This is a genomic window from Hongsoonwoonella zoysiae (assembly GCF_013266695.1).
GTDB lineage: Bacteria > Pseudomonadota > Alphaproteobacteria > Rhizobiales > Stappiaceae > Hongsoonwoonella > Hongsoonwoonella zoysiae.
Map to the genome: position 1 here is coordinate 2,311,881 of NZ_JABRXF010000001.1, position 17,297 is coordinate 2,329,177.

General features: G+C 61.8%; 17 protein-coding genes. 12 read left to right on the top strand and 5 right to left on the bottom strand.

What is annotated here, in order from left to right; translation table 11 throughout:
- The first annotated feature begins 19 nt into the window (after positions 1–19).
- Positions 20–346 carry a divalent-cation tolerance protein CutA gene (gene cutA, locus HPQ64_RS10720; RefSeq protein ID WP_172888323.1) on the top strand — a complete coding sequence of 109 codons (327 nt, stop codon included), beginning with the start codon at positions 20–22 and terminating at the stop codon, positions 344–346.
- Positions 347–348: 2 nt separating this feature from the next.
- On the opposite strand, the gene HPQ64_RS10725 is transcribed toward cutA, so the two are convergent.
- From HPQ64_RS10725 to HPQ64_RS10740, 4 genes are all read right to left on the bottom strand, one after another.
- On the bottom strand, positions 349–2,073 hold the full coding sequence (locus HPQ64_RS10725) for a SulP family inorganic anion transporter (protein ID WP_172888324.1): 1,725 nt from the start codon (positions 2,071–2,073) through the stop codon (positions 349–351).
- Between the two features lie 63 nt (positions 2,074–2,136).
- Entirely contained in the window at positions 2,137–2,403 is a 267-nt protein-coding gene (locus HPQ64_RS10730; protein WP_172888325.1) for a helix-turn-helix domain-containing protein, read from the bottom strand.
- Between the two features lie 136 nt (positions 2,404–2,539).
- Positions 2,540–3,475, bottom strand: coding sequence for a c-type cytochrome (locus tag HPQ64_RS10735; RefSeq protein WP_172888326.1), 936 nt, complete (start codon positions 3,473–3,475; stop codon positions 2,540–2,542).
- Between the two features lie 9 nt (positions 3,476–3,484).
- Positions 3,485–3,931, bottom strand: coding sequence for a c-type cytochrome (locus HPQ64_RS10740; protein ID WP_172888327.1), 447 nt, complete (start codon positions 3,929–3,931; stop codon positions 3,485–3,487).
- A 326-nt stretch (positions 3,932–4,257) separates the two neighbouring features.
- Between HPQ64_RS10740 and HPQ64_RS10745 the strand changes: the two genes are divergently transcribed.
- A complete protein-coding gene (locus HPQ64_RS10745) occupies positions 4,258–6,111 on the top strand; it encodes a PHA/PHB synthase family protein (RefSeq protein WP_172888328.1) in 1,854 nt (617 codons plus the stop codon).
- Between the two features lie 199 nt (positions 6,112–6,310).
- Positions 6,311–7,222 (top strand): DMT family transporter, encoded by a 912-nt coding sequence (locus tag HPQ64_RS10750; protein WP_172888329.1) that lies wholly within the window; start codon positions 6,311–6,313, stop codon positions 7,220–7,222.
- A gap of 91 nt (positions 7,223–7,313) precedes the next feature.
- Here HPQ64_RS10750 and HPQ64_RS10755 read toward each other — a convergent pair whose 3' ends face one another.
- Entirely contained in the window at positions 7,314–8,273 is a 960-nt protein-coding gene (locus HPQ64_RS10755) for a LysR family transcriptional regulator (protein WP_172888330.1), read from the bottom strand.
- 106 nt (positions 8,274–8,379) lie between these two features.
- Between HPQ64_RS10755 and HPQ64_RS10760 the strand changes: the two genes are divergently transcribed.
- The 9 genes from HPQ64_RS10760 to HPQ64_RS10800 all read left to right on the top strand — a co-directional run bounded on the left by HPQ64_RS10760 (position 8,380) and on the right by HPQ64_RS10800 (position 17,283).
- On the top strand, positions 8,380–9,246 hold the full coding sequence (locus HPQ64_RS10760) for an ABC transporter permease (RefSeq protein ID WP_172888331.1): 867 nt from the start codon (positions 8,380–8,382) through the stop codon (positions 9,244–9,246).
- Positions 9,246–10,031: an ABC transporter permease gene (locus tag HPQ64_RS10765; protein ID WP_172888332.1), complete on the top strand. Its 786-nt coding sequence runs from the start codon at positions 9,246–9,248 to the stop codon at positions 10,029–10,031. The genes HPQ64_RS10760 and HPQ64_RS10765 overlap by 1 nt, the downstream gene beginning before the upstream one ends.
- A 45-nt stretch (positions 10,032–10,076) precedes the next feature.
- Positions 10,077–11,216 carry an extracellular solute-binding protein gene (locus tag HPQ64_RS10770; RefSeq protein WP_172888333.1) on the top strand — a complete coding sequence of 380 codons (1,140 nt, stop codon included), beginning with the start codon at positions 10,077–10,079 and terminating at the stop codon, positions 11,214–11,216.
- Between the two features lie 82 nt (positions 11,217–11,298).
- Positions 11,299–12,381, top strand: coding sequence for a polyamine ABC transporter ATP-binding protein (locus HPQ64_RS10775; protein ID WP_172888334.1), 1,083 nt, complete (start codon positions 11,299–11,301; stop codon positions 12,379–12,381).
- Positions 12,381–13,739 (top strand): aminotransferase family protein, encoded by a 1,359-nt coding sequence (locus tag HPQ64_RS10780; RefSeq protein WP_172888335.1) that lies wholly within the window; start codon positions 12,381–12,383, stop codon positions 13,737–13,739. Before HPQ64_RS10775 ends, HPQ64_RS10780 begins: the two co-directional genes overlap by 1 nt.
- Before the next feature lie 10 nt (positions 13,740–13,749).
- A complete protein-coding gene (gene kce, locus HPQ64_RS10785) occupies positions 13,750–14,676 on the top strand; it encodes a 3,5-dioxohexanoate:acetyl-CoA acetone transferase (RefSeq protein WP_172888336.1) in 927 nt (308 codons plus the stop codon).
- Positions 14,677–14,678: 2 nt separating this feature from the next.
- Complete coding sequence (locus tag HPQ64_RS10790) at positions 14,679–15,167, top strand: GNAT family N-acetyltransferase (protein WP_172888337.1); 489 nt, start codon at positions 14,679–14,681, stop codon at positions 15,165–15,167.
- Entirely contained in the window at positions 15,164–16,186 is a 1,023-nt protein-coding gene (locus HPQ64_RS10795; RefSeq protein WP_172888338.1) for a histone deacetylase family protein, read from the top strand. The genes HPQ64_RS10790 and HPQ64_RS10795 overlap by 4 nt, the downstream gene beginning before the upstream one ends.
- Positions 16,183–17,283 carry an NAD(P)/FAD-dependent oxidoreductase gene (locus tag HPQ64_RS10800; protein ID WP_172888339.1) on the top strand — a complete coding sequence of 367 codons (1,101 nt, stop codon included), beginning with the start codon at positions 16,183–16,185 and terminating at the stop codon, positions 17,281–17,283. The genes HPQ64_RS10795 and HPQ64_RS10800 overlap by 4 nt, the downstream gene beginning before the upstream one ends.
- The last annotated feature ends 14 nt before the right edge of the window (positions 17,284–17,297 follow it).

A 17,297-nucleotide genomic window follows, 5' to 3' on the forward strand; every position in this document is an offset into this window, starting at 1 on the left:
GGAATCCTCGGAGATAGCCATGACGAGCGACATCGTATTGATCTATGCCACGTTTCCTGACGAAGAGGCCGCGCGCGAGGTGGCCGGCGTTCTTGTTGGCGAGCGACTGGCAGCCTGCGTCAATTTCTGGCCTGGCATGCGTTCGGTCTATCGCTGGCAAGGCCAGATGGAGGAAGCCGGGGAGGTCGTTTTCATAGCCAAGACGACGGCTGAAAATGCCGCGAAGGTGAGGGGGCGCATTGCTGAGCTGCATCCTTACGATGAGCCTGCGATGGTCGATATCGCCGCCCGTGGCGGGGCGGAAAGTTATCTCGGCTGGATCCGCGCCGAAACGTCGGGCGGTTAACCTCAGCCGCTTTTCGTTGTCGTGCGCCGGATATGGGAAAGCGCCTTGTCGAGCGTCTGGAAAAAGCGGACCTGTGGTGGCGCGACGCCATGGCGGTGCAACTCATGGCGCACGTGTGGTGCTGCGCCGCAAATCACCAGCCTAACCCCCTTCGCGGCAGCTTTCCGGGCGGCGCCCGCCACGGTATCCGCGGCAGTCGAATCGAGAAAAGGTACGTCGTGGAAGTCCAGTACCAGTGCCTTGTGCCGGTCGGCGATCCTGTCGAGAACAGTGCCGACCTTGGACGCCGCGCCGAAGAAGAAGGCTCCTGATATCCGGTAGACGACGATATCGGGATCCGTGGCAAGGCTTGCATCATAGGTCGTTCTTCCGCCGTCGGCAGTATCGCTGACATCGTCGAGGGAGAACGCCATGTGATGGTCGATGGCGATCGTGCGCGCCAGACGATCTATGAAGAGCACCGAACCGAGCAGGACGCCGACGACGATCGCCTCCGTCAGGTCGGCGAAAACCGTGAGCAGCAAGGTCACTGCAAGGACGATCGCATCGCCTCGCGCGCCGCGAACGAGAGCCGCGATCGCGTGTTTCTCGATCATGTTCCAGGCAACGATCGCCAGCACGCCGGCAAGTGCTGCCAGCGGGATATAGGCGGCAAGCGGCGCGGCGACCAGAATGAACGCCAGCAGGAATGCGGCATGAAGCATGCCAGAGATTGGGCTTCGCCCGCCCGCGCGCACGTTCGTTGCCGTGCGCGCGATCGTGCCCGTAACGCAGATGCCGCCGAAGAGAGCCGATGCGATGTTGGCGGTGCCTTGCGCGAAGAGTTCGCAATTGGACCTGTGCCTGCGTCCCGTCATGCCGTCGGCCACCACCGCGGACAACAGGGATTCGATCGCGCCCAGCAGCGCGAAGGCTATCGCATCCGGAAGGAGCGCTTGCATCCGCGACAGCGTTATTTCCGGTAAATGGGGTGCCGGCAGTCCGGCCGGTATGCCGCCGAACCGGCTGCCGATCGTCTCGACGGGAAGCGCGAACAGCGCGGTGACCGCGGACAGGCCCACGACGGCGATCAGCATTCCCGGCCAGTTCGGGCGCAACCGCTTCAGGATCAGAATCGTCGCCACCGCCGCGGTCGCGATCGCGAATGCCGAGGGTGAAAAGCTTGGAAGCGCCGCCCAGAGAACCGGAAGTTTCTCAAGGATCGGGCCCGGTTCGTTGCCATTGAGCGTGAGGCCCAGCAGCTCCTTGATCTGGCTTGCGAAAATGATGATGCCGATGCCGGCCGTAAATCCCACGGTCACGGGGAAGGGAATGAACTTGATATAGGTGCCGAGCCTGAGAAAGCCGATGGTGAGCAGGAACGCGCCGGCCATCATGGTGGCGAGGATCAGTCCGTCCGGGCCGTGGCGCGCCACGGTTGCTGCCACCAGCACGATGAAGGCGCCCGCCGGGCCGCCGATCTGGAACCGGCTGCCGCCAAGAGCGGAGACGAAGAAACCGCCGACGATCGCCGTGATCAGCCCCTTGTCCGGCGATACGCCGGATGCGATCGCGATGGCCATTGAAAGGGGCAGCGCGACGATCGCCACGGTGAGCCCGGCGACGGCGTCGGCGTGAAGGTCCTTGAGACCGTATCCTTCGCGAAGCACGGTCACCAGCTTCGGTGTGAAGAGTTCAAGAAAGCCGGGGTTGTCATCGCCGCGGCGTGTCGCGCTGCCTGCATCCATGGCCTGTCTCGTTGCAAACCTGCTTCTGATATGACGATTGCATCGGCGGATCTGGCACTCCGTTCAGGAGCGCGCATTCCCCGCCGCCTCTTTCAGCCGCACGCCGCGCCCGCCCCCATGGCTCGGCTGATTGTCGGAAATCAGGTCGATGCCCGCCCGGTCGAGCGCTTCGACCACCTTGATGAGCGTATCGACAACGCCGCGCACATTGCCCGAACTCGCCTCCATCCGCTGGATGGTGGGGAGCGAGACCCCCGCCATTTCGGCAAGCGTTTTCTGGTCGATGCCAAGCAGCGCACGGGCGGCGCGCATCTGGGCGGAGGTGATCATGGTTTAAACCTAGACTATCGATAGTGATGTTCTACACATCAACTATCTGGTCTTAAATACGAAGAATCGCGGATGGTAAATGGAAATCCGGGTGCAGGCAGTCGGCGTGGACGTTGCGGCGCGAATGTGCGGGCTGTCAGCCTCCGCCGTTTTCCGCCTTCATGGTTTCCCTAGGCGGGATAGCCTTCAGGTAAGCCGCCACCGCCTCGCGATATTCGGCCGGCAATCTGGCCCAGTTATCCTGAATGGATGCCATGCTGCCGCCGATGGAATCGTATTCGGGCGTAAAACCGCTTTCCAGAAGGAAGGCAATGTCCGTGGCCGACCAGTTGCCGATGCCGTCCGGATGCGGCGTGATGTTGGGCACCCGGCCCTTTCCACCCTCGGGGTTGGGCGCGCCTGCCATCCAGCGTTCGGCGTTCAGGCCGCCGAAGATATCGCGCGGGGTATGGCATTCGGCGCAATGGCCCGGGCCGGTCGCAAGATAGGCGCCCTTGTTTGTCTTTCCGTCCCAGTTCGGGTTTTCCGTGAAACGCTTGCCGTCGAGATAAAGCAGTTTCCAAACGCCCACGCCCGGGCGAATGGAATAGGGAAACAGGAGATCGTGCTCCGCCACCTCGTTGTCGGACGCTGGAAGCGTATCGAGAAAGGCCTTCAGGTCGATCAGATCCTCATAGCGCATTCTCTGGTAGGAGGCGTAGGGAAAGGCCGGATAGTAGTGCCGCCCGTCGGGCGAGGTGCCCTTGACCATGGCGGTGATGAAATCCGCCGTGCTCCACCCGCCGATGCCGCGCGCGTTAGAGGTGGAGATGTTGGGGACGCGGAAGAGGCCGAAGGGGGACTTGAGCTCGAGGCCGCCTTGCAGCACAAGCTTGTCGTCGCCTTTCGCCTCTTTCGCGGCGTGGCAGGAGGCACAGCCGCCTGCCCAGAACATGCGCTCACCGTTGGCAAGATCCGGTTCTCTTTCCGGGACGGCGGAAATTTCAATGTGCTGCGGGCGGGTGAGCCAGAGCCCGGCCACCGCCGCCAGCAGGACAAGCCCGAGAACCCGCGAAAGTGAGCGTTTCCACATTGTTGCCTGTCAGTTCTTTTCCAGTCGGTATTTTTTGTGGCAAGCTTGGCAGTTCTCGGCGACGGAACCCAGGTTTGCCTTCAACTGGTCGAGGCCGCCTTTTGCCGCCGGAATTGCCGCCAGCGCGGCATTCTCAAGCTTTAGCGCAATCGCGTCGAACCCTGCCTTGTCTTTCCAGATTTCCGGAGATGCTCTGGTTTCGCCGCCCGTTTCGCTGCCTTCCGGGAAAAGCGTGGGGAAGGCGACCGCGCCGGCGAAGATTCCACGCAGAGCAATTTCTGCCGTCAGAGCGTCGTATTCGATCTCGCCCTTCACCATCTTGAAAAGTGCGCCGGCTTCCGCGCCGTTCGACTTCATGATGTTTTGCCGTGTCGATATCGGATCATCGCTCGCAAAAGCGGCGCCCGCGAACATGGCGAGACCGGTAATCCCGACGATAGCAAGTCTCTTCAGCATTCTGCCCTCCGGCAATCGTATTGACATTGTTGTCTGTTCGGATCAGCGATCCGGTTTAGGGTCCAGACCCTGAACTCTCCCAAGGCAATGCCGGGTCAGCAAGCATTGTAGAATCACGAGCGCGTGAGGCTCTGTATCTTCGAAAGCTTTCATTCCGTTGCGTGAAATTCAGCCGGATCGAAATAAAGCTCATGTTCGCCCGGTGGTTGCGCGCCTTTCTTAATCGGCCAAACGGAAAAAAACGGGCTATTTGTTGCGTTGCGTCAATTCCGACATACTTTTGCGGTTATATCCTCACTAAAAGAAACCCCCATTGGTGCAATCGCATGTCGACAGCGAAAGCCGCACGGAAGCCGACTCAGCCGAAGGTTCCGACGAAACAGCAGAAATTGCCCGCGTTAACGGGCGTTTCCTCTTGCAATCCCTTGGCGGATGATCCTCCCGATTCCTACAGCCTGACGGCATTCAGCGAGGTTTTGGACCGCGCGACGCGGGCGACGATTGCTCGTGGCACTTTCGGCCTTGCGCCTTCGGCCCTGCTTGGCGCGTGGGCGGACTGGGCGATTCACCTTGCCGCATCGCCCGGAAAGCAGATCCGCCTTGCCGAAAAGGCGTCAAACAAGGCGGTGCGGTTTTCGAATTTCGTAACGCGCGCGGCGGCTTCCGGAGGAGAATGCGACTGCTGCATCGAGCCATTGCCGCAGGATCGCCGCTTCCGCGGCGATGCCTGGCAGCAGCCTCCTTTCAACCTGATGTACCAGGGCTTCTTGCTCTGGCAGCAATGGTGGCACAATGCGACGACCGGCATTCGCGGCGTAACGCCCCAGCACGAGCGGGCGGTGGAGTTCGCAGCCCGTCAGCTTCTCGATGTCTTCTCGCCGTCCAATTCGCCCTTCCTCAATCCCGATGTGCTGGAGCGTACGCGCGAAACGATGGGGCTGAATTTCGTCAACGGATACCGCCACTGGCTGGAGGATCTGGAGCGGCAATATTCGTCGAAGCCGCCAGCGGGAACGGAAGGCTTCGAGGTTGGCGAAAATCTCGCGACCACGCCCGGCAGGGTTGTCTATCGAAACCGGCTGGTCGAGCTCATCCAGTATGAGCCGGCAACCGACGAGGTGCGGCCGGAACCGATCCTGATCGTGCCCGCCTGGATCATGAAGTATTACATCCTCGATCTCAGCCGGCAGAATTCGCTGGTAAGATACCTGACGGAACAGGGCTTCACCGTTTTCATGATTTCTTGGGCCAATCCCGGGCCGAACGACCGGGACATGGGCATGGAGGACTATCGTGAACTCGGTCCGATGGCTGCGCTCGATGCCATACAGGCGATAACGGGTGCCGCGAAAATCCATGCCACGGGCTACTGCCTCGGCGGCACGCTTTTATCCGTCGCCGCATCCGCCATGGCGCGGGACGGTGACGACCGGCTGGCGAGCCTGTCGCTGCTCGCGACTCAGGTCGACTTTTCGGAAGCCGGCGAACTCATGCTTTTCATCAACGAAAGCGAGGTCGCCTTCCTTGAAGACATGATGTGGGAGCAGGGGTTCCTTGATGCCCGGCAGATGGCGGGCGCCTTCACGCTTCTGCGTTCTAATGATCTGTTCTGGTCGCGCATGGTGCATGAATATCTGATGGGCGAGCGCGCGCCCGTGAACGATCTCATGGCGTGGAACGCGGACACGACCCGCATGCCCTACCGGATGCATTCGGAATATCTGCGCGCACTCTTTCTGGAAAACCGGTTCGCCTCCGGCAAATATGAGGTGGAAGGAGCCCCTGTTGCGTTTTCCGATATCCGCACGCCGGTCTTCTCCGTGGGAACGGAAACCGATCACGTCGCGCCCTGGCGTTCGGCCTACAAGGTTCATCTGTTGGGCGACACGGACGTCACCTTCGTCCTGACCAACGGCGGGCACAATGCCGGCATCGTATCCGAGCCGGGGCACAGACACCGTCACTACCGGGTCCGGACGACGAGCGCGCAAGATCCCTATCTCGATCCCGATGCCTGGATGAAGGCCGCCGAATTGAAACAAGGCTCATGGTGGCCGGAGTGGGTCGCGTGGCTGTCTTCGCGCTCGGGCGCGCCGGCCACGCCTCCGCCCACCGCCGCGCCGCAAAAAGGGTATCCTGTGTTGCAGGATGCCCCCGGTTCCTACGTGATGCGGACCTGATAAAGCGGCATACCCTTCAACGGCATGAAGCGTTCGCATGGCCCGGATTCCATTGCCGGTTTCTCGCTCGTCGGATAAAGCGCCTTCCGGTCGGGTTGCAATACCCGACCGATAAGAAATCGGCCCAGGGTCAACGCCATGAGCGTATTCCGTTCAGCTTGATCCAACCTGAACGGAATACGCCCCAAGCGGTCGCATCATGAACAGGCGGATCACACATCTGGCAACGGCGATTGTCGTTTTTACTGGCGCTCTCTGGGGCCTTTACTGGTTGCCGGTACGTTCGCTGGCCGAAGCCGGGCTGCCCGGCGCCTGGGGGACGGTTGTCATAACTGCAGCTGCGACATTGATGCTGTCTCCACTGGCGTTTCTGCGGCGCCGCCAATTCGCGCGGACAAACCGTGTCGCCCTAGCATCAATCGCTTTGGGCGGCGCGGCCTTTGCGCTCTACTCGATAGGTTTCGTCTATGGCCGCGTCGCGATCATCATACTTCTCTACTTTCTCACGCCGGTCTGGAGCACGCTGATCGGGCGATACGTGATGGGCTGGCATACGCCCCGCATGCGGGTGTTGGCCATTCTGGTGGGCCTTGCCGGCCTTGCCGTTATGCTCGGCGCGGACGGGGAACTGCCGGTGCCGCGGGGGACTGGAGAATGGATGGCATTGATCTCTGGCATCTTGTGGTCTGTCGCGACGACAGGCATGCGCGCGAAATCCGACCTTGAGCCCGTTGCCGCCGCATTTGTTTTCGCGCTTGGCGCAACGGTTTTGGCCTTGCTGCTCGCTCCCTTGCTAAAACCTTTGCCGGGTGCGTTACCCGGCGAAGGCCTTCTGGCATCTCTCGGATTGGCCTTTGCAACCGGCGGAATTTGGTGGGGGCTGTCGGTCGGCGGCCTGATGTGGGCGACGGTCCGGCTCGAGCCTGCCCGTGTCGGCATTCTCTTGATGACGGAAGTCGTGGTCGGCGTGGTGTCTGCTGCCGCACTTGCCGCCGAACATCTAGATCCGCTCGAGATTGCCGGCGGAGCATTGGTTCTTTGCGCCGGCCTCCTCGAGGTCTGGCCGACACGCAGCGCCGCTGCGGGGCGGTCCGGTTTGGACCCGAAGTGAAACCGTGGTGAAAGCCCGCTTGGCTCTGCTTGACGATTTCCCTTGATATGCCGCACCCGCCGGAAGCGGAATTTCCCCAGGCATTGGCACTTCACAAATATGTCCGCTGCTCCATCGGCGTTTCCTCAATGCGCCTCAGCAGTTCATCCAGCAGCGCCGCTTCGGCGCGGTTCTTCTGCGCGCGCGGATTCCAGACCACATGCACGTCGATGGCCGGCATCTTCTCGTAGGGCGGGAGCTGCCACAAAAGTCCGTCTTCCATATCGCGCCTGACGACGTGGATCGGCAGCGGGCCGACGCCGAGCCCTGCGATGATCATGCGCCGCACTTCTTCCAGGTGCGCCGACGTGCCGACGATACGGTCCTCCAGTTCCACCTCGGCACGCATCAACGCGACGGATCTCAGCGCATCTGTCATCTGGTCGGTCACGAAGCTGACGGAGGATTGTCCGATCAGGTCCTCCTTGGTTAGTCCCTTTCGGCCGAATAGCGGGTGTGTCGGCCCGCAGAACAGACCGAAATACTCGCGGTAAAGCCGCCGATATTCCAGTTTCGGGCTCTTGTCGCGAACAAGGCATACGCCCATCGAGGCGCGCTGGGCGGTGACGGCGGCAAGCGCCTCCTTGCTGGCTGCAACGTCGATGGAAAGCGTTGCGCGGGGATGGTCGAAGTGGAATTTCGTCAGCGCATCATCAAACAGCGGGCAGATCACGTGGCTTGCCATGGCAATGCGTACATGGCCCTGCACCTCGTCGGTCACTTCGCGGATCAGGGTGCCGAGCCTCAGGATCGCGCCATGAATATCGATCGCCTCGCGGTGGAGAAGACGGCCTGCTTCCGTCAGGCGGTAGCGCCCCGGAGAGCGTTCGATCAGCCGCTTTCCGAGCCGGTCCTCCAGTCGTTTCAGCGCGCTTGAGACCGTCGGCTGTTTCAGCCGCAGCTTCTCCGCGGCCTCGGTAATGCTTTGGGATTCCGCCAGCACCACGAAGGTCCGCAGCAGATTCCAGTCCAGATCGCGCGCGATCCGCTCGGGAGTATCGGGTTTCAGCATGCCATTATAGTTTCAGTCTATAATTGGAATTTCAATTATCTATTTTGTGAATGCTCTCAATCCTGCGAACGTAAGGTGTCGCTGGTCGTGCGGGAGGGTGAGGTTCATGTCGGTCGAAGCGCGTGAGGCAAGGCAGCCATGGGTCTTGCTGTCTCCGGCGCTCACAGCGGTGCTTCTACTTTTGTTCGTCCCGCTCGCCTTCATCGTCGTTTATTCGTTCTGGCTCAGAACGGCGACGGGGGCGGATCAGGCGGGTTTTTATCTCGACAATTGGAACGAAGCGCTCACCGACCCGTTTTATCGCGACATTCTTCTCAACACGCTGAAAATCGCCGGCATCACGACGGTCGTCTGCGCGTTGATGGGTTATCCGGCGGCCTATTTCATTGCCCGCTCGAAGGGCAACAAGGTCATCCTTCTTCTTCTGCTGATGCTGCCCTTCTGGATCAGCTACATCATCCGCACGATGTCATGGATCAACATCCTCGGCGTTTCGGGGGCCTTCAATACGGCGCTTTTGTCGCTCGGTATCATCTCCGAACCGGTCCAGATGCTTTACAACGAAACGACGGTCATCCTCGGGCTTGTTCACTTCCTGCTGCCCTTCATGGTGCTCAACGTCTACGTGAGTCTCGAAGGCATTGACGAGACGCTGGAAGACGCCGCCTGTTCGCTTGGCGCGACCCGCTGGAAAAGCTTTCTTGAGATAACATTGCCGCTCTCGCTGCCGGGTCTTGCCGCGGGCGGGCTGCTCTGCTTCGTGCTGGGGGCGGGCACCTACATCACGCCGCTCGTTCTTGGCGGGCCGACGGACGCCATGTTCGCCAACCTCGTGTTCGAGGCGATTATCACCCAGCTCGACTGGCCGCTCGGTTCCGCGCTTTCGCTCATGCTTCTTGCCGTGCTCGGCGCGCTGGTGCTCATCTACAACCACTATCTCGGCATGGCGCAGCTCATGAAGGGGCTAGGCTGATGGGCTGGAACCTCGTGCGCGCCTGGACGTTCCTCGTCTATATTTTCATGTTCCTGCCGGTGGCGGTGGTGGTGCTGCTGAGCTTCAACGCCAGCCAGTTCGGCAGCTTCCCCATGACTGGCGTTTCCCTGCGCTGGTTCGTGGAACTTGCGCAAAACGATGCGATCCTGCGCGCCTTTCGCACCTCGCTCGTCCTCGGTGCACTGACGGCGATCATCTCCACGACGCTTGGCGTTCTCGCAAGTCTTGCTCTTGTCCGATACAACGTGCCGGGCCGCAACGTCATTTCCACGCTCCTGATCGCGCCGATCCTGGTGCCGGAAGTGGTGCTGGCGGTCGCGCTCCTGCTTTTTCTCAACTTCCTGTCGATCAACAAGAGCTTCCTCCTGCTCCTGCTGGGTCACGTCATCTTCACGCTGCCCTTCGTCATCCTCGTTGTGCAGGCGCGTCTCGTTGGCATTCGCCGCGATGTGGAGGAGGCGGCGATGAGCCTTGGCGCAAGCCCGGTACAGACGTTCTTCCAGATCACGCTGCCGCTTCTGGCGCCCGCCGTATTCGCGGGCATGCTCTTCGCCTTCACCATCAGCTTTGACGACATCACCGGCACGCTTTTCTGGAAGCCGGGCGGGGTGGAAACGGTGCCCACCCAGATTTTCGCCATGCTGCGCAACTCGATCTCGCCGGAGATCAACGCGCTCGGCACCGTGATGATCGTTCTCACCGTCGGGCTGCCCCTTCTGGGGCTGGCGATCGCCCGGCGTATGGCAGCGGCGCGCGGTGGATAGGCCGCGCCGATAACAAACCGCAAGAACCGGAAAGAGGGGAATACGATGGACAATACCAAGCGCTACGAGCGTCTGCGCGAACGCTATATGAACGGTGATCTCGACCGCCGGAAGTTTCTCGGCCTGATCGGTGCAGCCGGCCTTGCCTATGGCCTGCACACGCCGTTTGCCCGCTACGCCCATGCGGCGGTGGAGGAGGTCCGTTTCGACGGCTGGGGCGGCGTGGTGTCGGAGGCGTTCCGCGAATATGCATTCGAGCCCTACACCAAGGAAACGGGTATCAACGTCGTCGATGGCACTTTCGGCGGCGCGGATGAATATCTAGCGCGCGTGAAGGCCAGCCAGCCGGGCGAATACAATATCGCCCATCTGTCGGGCGTCTTCGATTACGCGCGCTACCACAACCTCGGGCTCAGCTCCACGCTCAACGAAGACAACATCCCGAACCTTCAGTACGTCATTCCGAAGCTGGTCGACGTCTTCAGGGGTGTGACGGACGGCAAGCTTTCCTGTGTGCCTTACGACTACGGCACGACGGGCCTCGCCTATAATCGCAAGCACATCTCCGACGAGGAGATGAAGGAAAAGGGTGCGCGCATCCTCATCGACGAGAAGCTGAAGGGCAAGATCGGCGGCTGGAGCGACTGGCGCACGCGTATCTGGTACGCCTCGCTGCAGACGGATCAGGATCCTAACAACGCGACCGATATGGACGCCGTGTGGGAGGCGATCCGCACGCACAGGGACCTTGCGCTGAAATACTGGGGGTCGGGCGCGGAACTCATGAGCCTGCTGGCGGAAGAGGAAATCTACGTCACCGAAGGCTGGTCGGGCCGTATCTACGCGTTGCAGGAGCAGGGCCACGACATCGGCTACATGGACCCGCCGAACGGCTTCGGCTGGCAGGAGTGCCTCTTCGTCATCAAGGGCTCGCCCATGGAGGCTTGCGAGGAACTGCTGAATTTCATGCTCGCGCCGGAAACCTCCATCGCCGTTGCCGAAGGTCAGAACTATCCGCCCGCGCTCGACCCGACCAAGGTCGATCTTGGAGCCAAGATCCCGACACTTCCCGCCTTCGACCCGACGGGCAAGCTGGCCGGGCTCACCTTCGCCAATCCGGATTACTGGAACAGCCACGAGCAGGAGTGGTCGAAGACCTTCGGCCGTATCCAGAAGGGCTACTGAACGTCCCCATCGCCACTGCCGTCCGCGCCCCTTCGTGCGGGCGGCACCTCATGATTCTCGCATCTGATCGCGGAGAAAACGCGTGAGCGCCGTTACCCTGAAGGACATCGTCAAGCGCTTCGGCGATTTCACGGCCGTGCACCGCATGTCCATGGAAATTCCCGAAGGCAGCTTCGTGACGCTGCTCGGCCCCTCCGGCTGCGGCAAGACCACCACCTTGCGCATGATCGCAGGACTTCTCGACCCGAGCGAGGGTGAGATTTCGATCAAGGGCCGGCGCGTCAATGATGTGCCGATCCACAAGCGCAATCTCGGTATCGTCTTCCAGAATTACGCGCTCTTTCCGCACAAGACGGTGGCGGAGAACATCGCCTTCGGCCTGAAATACCGCGATGTGCCGAAGGAGGAGGCGAAAAAGCGCGTCGCGCAAGCGCTGGAGCTTGTCCAGCTTCCTGATGTGGGCGATCGCTATCCAAAGCAGCTTTCGGGCGGCCAGCAGCAGCGCATCGCGCTTGCCCGCGCGATTGTCATAGAGCCGGACGTGCTTCTTCTCGACGAGCCGCTTTCCGCGCTCGATGCCAACCTTCGCGAGGATATGCGGGTAGAGCTTAAGCGCATCCAGCACCGCATCGGTATCACCACGGTCTTCGTGACGCATGATCAGTCCGAAGCGCTGGCGATGTCGGATCGCATCGTCGTCATGTCGCAAGGCCGGGTGGAGCAGGCGGGCGCGCCGGAAGAGGTCTATAACACGCCCGAGACGGAGTTCGTCGCGCAGTTCCTGGGTTCTTCAAACATTCTGGAGGGCACGAGCAACGGCGCGTCGGGAGATGAGGTTGCCATCGAGACTGCCGGCTTCGGGCTTATAGCGGTGCCGAAGTCACGTGCGCCGAAACTGAACGGCAGCGGACCGGTGAAACTCGTCATCCGGGCGGAGAAACTGCATCTGGCGAAACCGGAAACGGACCCTGACGGCCAGATCGCCGTTGACGGCGTCGTGGAAACGGTGGACTACCAGGGGCAGGCGGCGCGTTATTTCGTGCGCGTCGGCGACCTTCAGCTTCAGGCGATAAACATGATCGACGATCACCCCTTCAACGAGGGCGACACGGTGTCCGTGCGCATACGCCCGCGCGATTGCGCGGCGCTGCCGGAGGCCCGTTGATGCCTTCCTCCGCCAAGAAATCCTATCTCTTCTACCAGACGCGCCGCCGCCGCCCGATGCTCGATCAGGCAAGGGGCGTCTACATGTGGGATGTGGACGGCAAGCGCTATCTCGACGGCTCATCCGGCGCGATGGTCTGCAACATCGGCCATTCCAACCCGCATGTTCTTGAGGCTATGCGCAGACAGATGGAAAAATCCACCTTTGGCTACCGCCTTCATTTCGAGACGGAACCCGCCGAGCGCCTGGCCGAAAAGACGGCCTCGCTCACCCCGGAAGGGCTCGACAAGGTGTTCTTCGTCTCCGGCGGGTCGGAGGCGGTTGAAAGCGCGATAAAGCTCGCCCGCCAGCATGCCGTGGCGGTGGGCGAGGCGCAGCGCTGGAAAGTGATCTCGCGTCAGCCGAGTTATCACGGATGCACGCTGGGCGCGCTGGCGTTGACGGGCTATGCGCCGCTGACAGCCCCCTTCGACGCCATGATGCGGCCCATGCCGAAGATCCCGGCGCCGCGTGCCTATCTCGACGGGCTTGACCCTGAAAACGAGGCGACGGGCCATCACTACGCCGACATGCTGGAGGAAAGAATCCAGCAGGAAGGGCCGGAAACGGTGCTTGCCTTCATCAACGAGCCGGTCGGCGGCGCCTCCACCGGCGCGCTTGTTCCGCCGGCGGGCTACATGCGCCGCATCCGCGAGATCTGCGACCGCTATGGCGTGCTTCTCATCCATGACGAGGTGATGACGGGCGGTGGGCGCACGGGCCGCTTCTTCGGTGCCGATCATTGGGGCGTCGCGCCGGATATCATCGCGATTTCCAAGGGGTTCGCCGCCGGTTACGCGCCGCTGGGGGCCATGGTCGCGCATGAGAAAATCGTGAATCCGGTGCTGGACGCGGGCGGATTTCTGCATGGTTTCACCTATGCGGGAAATCCGCTCGCCTGCGCAGCCGGTCTTGCCGTGATCGAGGAAATCGAGACGAAGGGCATGATGGAAAATGCCGCTCGCGTCGGCGATATCCTGAAATCCCGGCTTTCGGCCCTCATGCAGCGTTACCCGATTGTGGGCGACGTTCGCGGCAAGGGTCTCATGCTGGCATTCGAGCTGGTTGCCAATCGCGAGACGATGCAGCCCTTGCCGAGGGAACTCGGCGCTTTCGACAGGCTGGTGGAGATCGCCTACGACAATGGCCTGATCATCTATTCGCGCCGCACGCGCGGCGGATACGAGGGCGATCATTTCATGGTCTGTCCGCCGATGATCGCCACGGAAGATCACGTGGAAGAAATCATGGACGGCCTCACCCGGTCTCTCGATACCTTCATGGCAGAGGCCGGCCCCGCTCTTGCAGCCTGCGCGTGACGGATAATTCATGAGCAAGATCATCATCACCTGCGCCGTCACGGGCTCCATCCATACGCCGTCCATGTCGCCGCATCTTCCCGTTACGGCGGCTGAAATCGCGGGTCAGGCGCTGGGCGCGGCGGAAGCCGGCGCCGCCATTCTGCATCTGCACGCCCGCGATCCGGAGACCGGCTATCCCTCATCCTCGCCCGCGCATTTCATGGCCTTCCTTCCCGAGATCAAGCGCCGGACGGATGCCGTCGTGAACATCACGACGGGGGGAAGCGCCATCATGGCGCTTGACGACAGGCTGGCGGCCGCACGCGCCGCCGAGCCGGAAATGTGTTCGCTCAACATGGGCTCGATGAATTTCGCGCTCTATCCCATGGCGGTGCGTGAGCGCGAGTGGCGCCACGACTGGGAAAAGCCGTTCCTGGAAAATTCCGACGATCTCGTCTTCAAGAACACACCGCGCGACATCGCCACCGTTCTGACCGACCTCGGTCAGAAGCACGGCGCGCGTTTCGAGTTCGAGTGTTATGATCTGAGCCACCTCTACATGCTCCGCCATTTCGCGGATCGTGGCATGGTCAAGCCACCATTCTTCATCCAGTTCGTCTTCGGCGTCCTCGGCGGCATGGGTGCCGATCCCGAAAACCTCACGCATATGAAACGTATGGCAGACAAGCTTTTCGGTGGCGACTACATGTTCTCCGTGCTAGCCGCCGGGAGGCAGCAAATGCCGCTTGCCTCCATGTCGGCGGCCATGGGCGGTCATGTTCGCGTCGGGCTTGAGGACAGTCTCTTCATAGAAAAGGGCAAGCTCGCCCGTTCCAACGCGGAACAGGTGACGAGGATAAGGGAAATCGTGGAGCGGCTCGGGCGCGAGGTGGCAACACCTGGCGAGGTTCGCGAGATGCTCGGCCTCAAGGGCCCGGACAAGACGGCGTTTTGACTATGGCAGGTATCGTCGTCCGAAAGGCCGGGCGTGAGGATGTTGCTGCCCTGAATCTTGCCCTTGCCAGGCTCTCCGCCGATATCGGCGACGATCACGGCGCGAGTGAGGCCGATCTTCTGTGCCATGGCTTCGGGCCGGAGAAGGCGTTTCAGGCGCTCCTGGCGGAGGATCGTGAAACTGGCGAGGTTCTGGGCGTTGCCGTCTATTCTCCGGTCTTCTCGACGGTGCGTGCGGGTGCCGGATTTTATGTGTCGGACCTTTGGGTGTCGCATTCCGCCCGCGGCATGGGGCTCGGCAAACGGCTTTTGGGGCAGGTTATCGCGCAGGCCCCAAAGGATTGGGCGGTTCGCTTCCTGAAGCTTGCGGTCTATGACGACAACGCCTCGGCGCGCGCCTTTTACGACCGTCTCGGATTCGAATCGGACCCGCAGGAAACCTACCTTTCGCTTGCGGGCGAGGCATTGGACGCCCTGAAGGAAACGTCATGAAAGCGGTATTCGACGAACGCCAGTGGAAACATGATCCCAAGCACTTCATGGCCAACGGGACGGTTGAACCGAACCCCGAGCAGCCGGAGCGCATCAAGGTGCTCACCCGTGGCGCGGGCGAGGCGGGCTGCGAGTTCGTGTCGCCCGAGGATCACGGCGCGGGGCCGATCGCGGCGATCCATTCCCCGGAGTATCTCGTCTTTCTCGAGACGATCCACACCCGCTGGAAGCGCATCGAAGGCGCGTCCGACGAGGTGATCCCCAACATCCACCCGGATCGCCGCTCCGCCAGCTACCCACGCTCGGCCGTCGGGCAGGCGGGCTTCCATCAGGCCGACACGGCTTGCCCCATTGCGGAGGGAACGTGGGAAGCGGCCTATTGGTCGGCGCAGACGGCTCTGACGGGCGTGGATCTGGTGCTTGATGGCGAGCGCGCGGTCTATGCGCTCAGCCGCCCGCCGGGCCATCATGCCTTTGGCGATCTCGCGGGCGGTTTCTGCTTTTTGAACAATTCGGCAATCGCCGCCGAGCATTTCAATCGCGTGGGCAAGCGCGCGGCGATCCTCGATGTCGATGTGCACCACGGTAACGGCACTCAAGGAATCTTCTATGAACGCGACGATGTGCTCACCGTCTCCATTCATGCGGATCCAGTACGTTTCTATCCCTTCTTCTGGGGTCATGCGCATGAGCGCGGCGAAGGGCGCGGGCGCGGCTACAATCTCAATCTGCCTCTTGCGCGCGGTACGGGCGATCAGGACTATCTGAAAACGCTGGATACGGCCCTCGCCCGCATCCGTGCCTTCGGGGCGGATGTTCTTGTCGTTGCGCTGGGCCTCGATGCCTATGAAAAGGACCCGCTCAAGGGCCTTGCCGTCACCACGCCGGGCTTCGCGAAGATCGCCGAGGCGATAGCGGAAGCCGGATTGTCGACGCTTCTGGTGCAGGAAGGCGGCTATCTGTCGAAGGAACTCGGCCAGAATCTCACGAGCTTCCTGAAGGGTTTCGAAGGCAAATGACCGAACGGGCGGATTTCCTGGTTATCGGCGGCGGTATTGCGGGCATAGGTGCTGCAGCGCGTCTTGCTCCGCATGCCTCGGTCGCCGTTCTGGAGACGGAGGATGCGATAGGCCGTCATTCCACCGGCCGGTCCGCCGCGATCTACATCCGCAACTACGGCAATCGCACGCTGCGGGCTCTTAACGCCGCTTCCGAGCCGGTTCTGAAGGAACCGGAAGGCATTTCCGGTCAAAGCCTGTTGTCTCCGCGCGGTGAAATGCTCATCGCCACGGAAGCGGAGCTGCCGGACCTGAACGCCTATCTCGAAGGCGCTTCGGGACTAGAAGAGTTGAGCGCGAAGGAGGCCGTCGCCCTTTTCCCGATCCTGCGGGAAGATCTGATCGCGGCCGCCGCCATCGAACGCGCGGCGCAGGATATCGATGTCGACCGGCTGCTTCAGGGGTTCGCCCGCCTTTTGCGGCACAGCGCCGGGCGCATCGTCACGGACGCCCCGGTTACGGCCATATCGCGTGTTGGCGGCCTCTGGCACTTGGCGACGCCGAAGGGGGAATTCGAAGCTCCGGTCGTCGTCAACGCCGCCGGCGCCTGGGCGGATGAGGTTGCGCGGCTTGCAGGCGTTGCGACGGTCGGCCTTGTTCCCATGCGCCGCTCTGCGGCGATCCTGCCCGCACCTGAAGGCCATGACGTCAGCGCCTGGCCGCTTGTCGCCAGCGCTTCGGAGAGCTGGTACGCCAAGCCCGAAGCCGGCAAACTCATGGTCTCTCCGGCGGATGAAGACCCGGTCGACCCGCATGACGCTTGGGCCGACGATATGGTGCTGGCAGAGGGGCTTTACCGGTTCGAGCAGGCGGTCACCATGCCGGTAACGCGGGTTGAGCGAAGCTGGGCGGGTTTGCGCAGTTTCGTTGCGGACCGCACACCCGTTGCAGGCTTCGCTCCCGATGCTGAAGGTTTCTTCTGGCTTGCCGGGCAGGGCGGTTACGGCGTACAGACGGCTCCGGCCCTATCGCAACTGACCGCCGATCTTTGCCTCGGACGCGCGCCTTCGCTTGATCCTCAAACCGTTGCGGCGCTCGATCCGAAACGCCTTTTTTGAATGATAGAAGGAAA

Bases quoted from the DNA above. Each gene is read 5' to 3' on its own strand.
- cutA (WP_172888323.1), top strand. From the start codon at position 20: ATGACGAGCGACATCGTATTGATCTATGCCACGTTTCCTGACGAAGAG.
- HPQ64_RS10795 (WP_172888338.1), top strand. From the start codon at position 15,164: ATGAAAGCGGTATTCGACGAACGCCAGTGGAAACATGATCCCAAGCAC.
- HPQ64_RS10725 (WP_172888324.1), bottom strand. From the start codon at position 2,073: ATGGATGCAGGCAGCGCGACACGCCGCGGCGATGACAACCCCGGCTTT.
- HPQ64_RS10760 (WP_172888331.1), top strand. From the start codon at position 8,380: ATGTCGGTCGAAGCGCGTGAGGCAAGGCAGCCATGGGTCTTGCTGTCT.
- kce (WP_172888336.1), top strand. From the start codon at position 13,750: ATGAGCAAGATCATCATCACCTGCGCCGTCACGGGCTCCATCCATACG.
- HPQ64_RS10800 (WP_172888339.1), top strand. From the start codon at position 16,183: ATGACCGAACGGGCGGATTTCCTGGTTATCGGCGGCGGTATTGCGGGC.
- HPQ64_RS10750 (WP_172888329.1), top strand. From the start codon at position 6,311: ATGAACAGGCGGATCACACATCTGGCAACGGCGATTGTCGTTTTTACT.
- HPQ64_RS10790 (WP_172888337.1), top strand. From the start codon at position 14,679: ATGGCAGGTATCGTCGTCCGAAAGGCCGGGCGTGAGGATGTTGCTGCC.
- HPQ64_RS10780 (WP_172888335.1), top strand. From the start codon at position 12,381: ATGCCTTCCTCCGCCAAGAAATCCTATCTCTTCTACCAGACGCGCCGC.
- HPQ64_RS10755 (WP_172888330.1), bottom strand. From the start codon at position 8,273: ATGCTGAAACCCGATACTCCCGAGCGGATCGCGCGCGATCTGGACTGG.
- HPQ64_RS10765 (WP_172888332.1), top strand. From the start codon at position 9,246: ATGGGCTGGAACCTCGTGCGCGCCTGGACGTTCCTCGTCTATATTTTC.
- HPQ64_RS10740 (WP_172888327.1), bottom strand. From the start codon at position 3,931: ATGCTGAAGAGACTTGCTATCGTCGGGATTACCGGTCTCGCCATGTTC.
- HPQ64_RS10770 (WP_172888333.1), top strand. From the start codon at position 10,077: ATGGACAATACCAAGCGCTACGAGCGTCTGCGCGAACGCTATATGAAC.
- HPQ64_RS10730 (WP_172888325.1), bottom strand. From the start codon at position 2,403: ATGATCACCTCCGCCCAGATGCGCGCCGCCCGTGCGCTGCTTGGCATC.
- HPQ64_RS10745 (WP_172888328.1), top strand. From the start codon at position 4,258: ATGTCGACAGCGAAAGCCGCACGGAAGCCGACTCAGCCGAAGGTTCCG.
- HPQ64_RS10735 (WP_172888326.1), bottom strand. From the start codon at position 3,475: ATGTGGAAACGCTCACTTTCGCGGGTTCTCGGGCTTGTCCTGCTGGCG.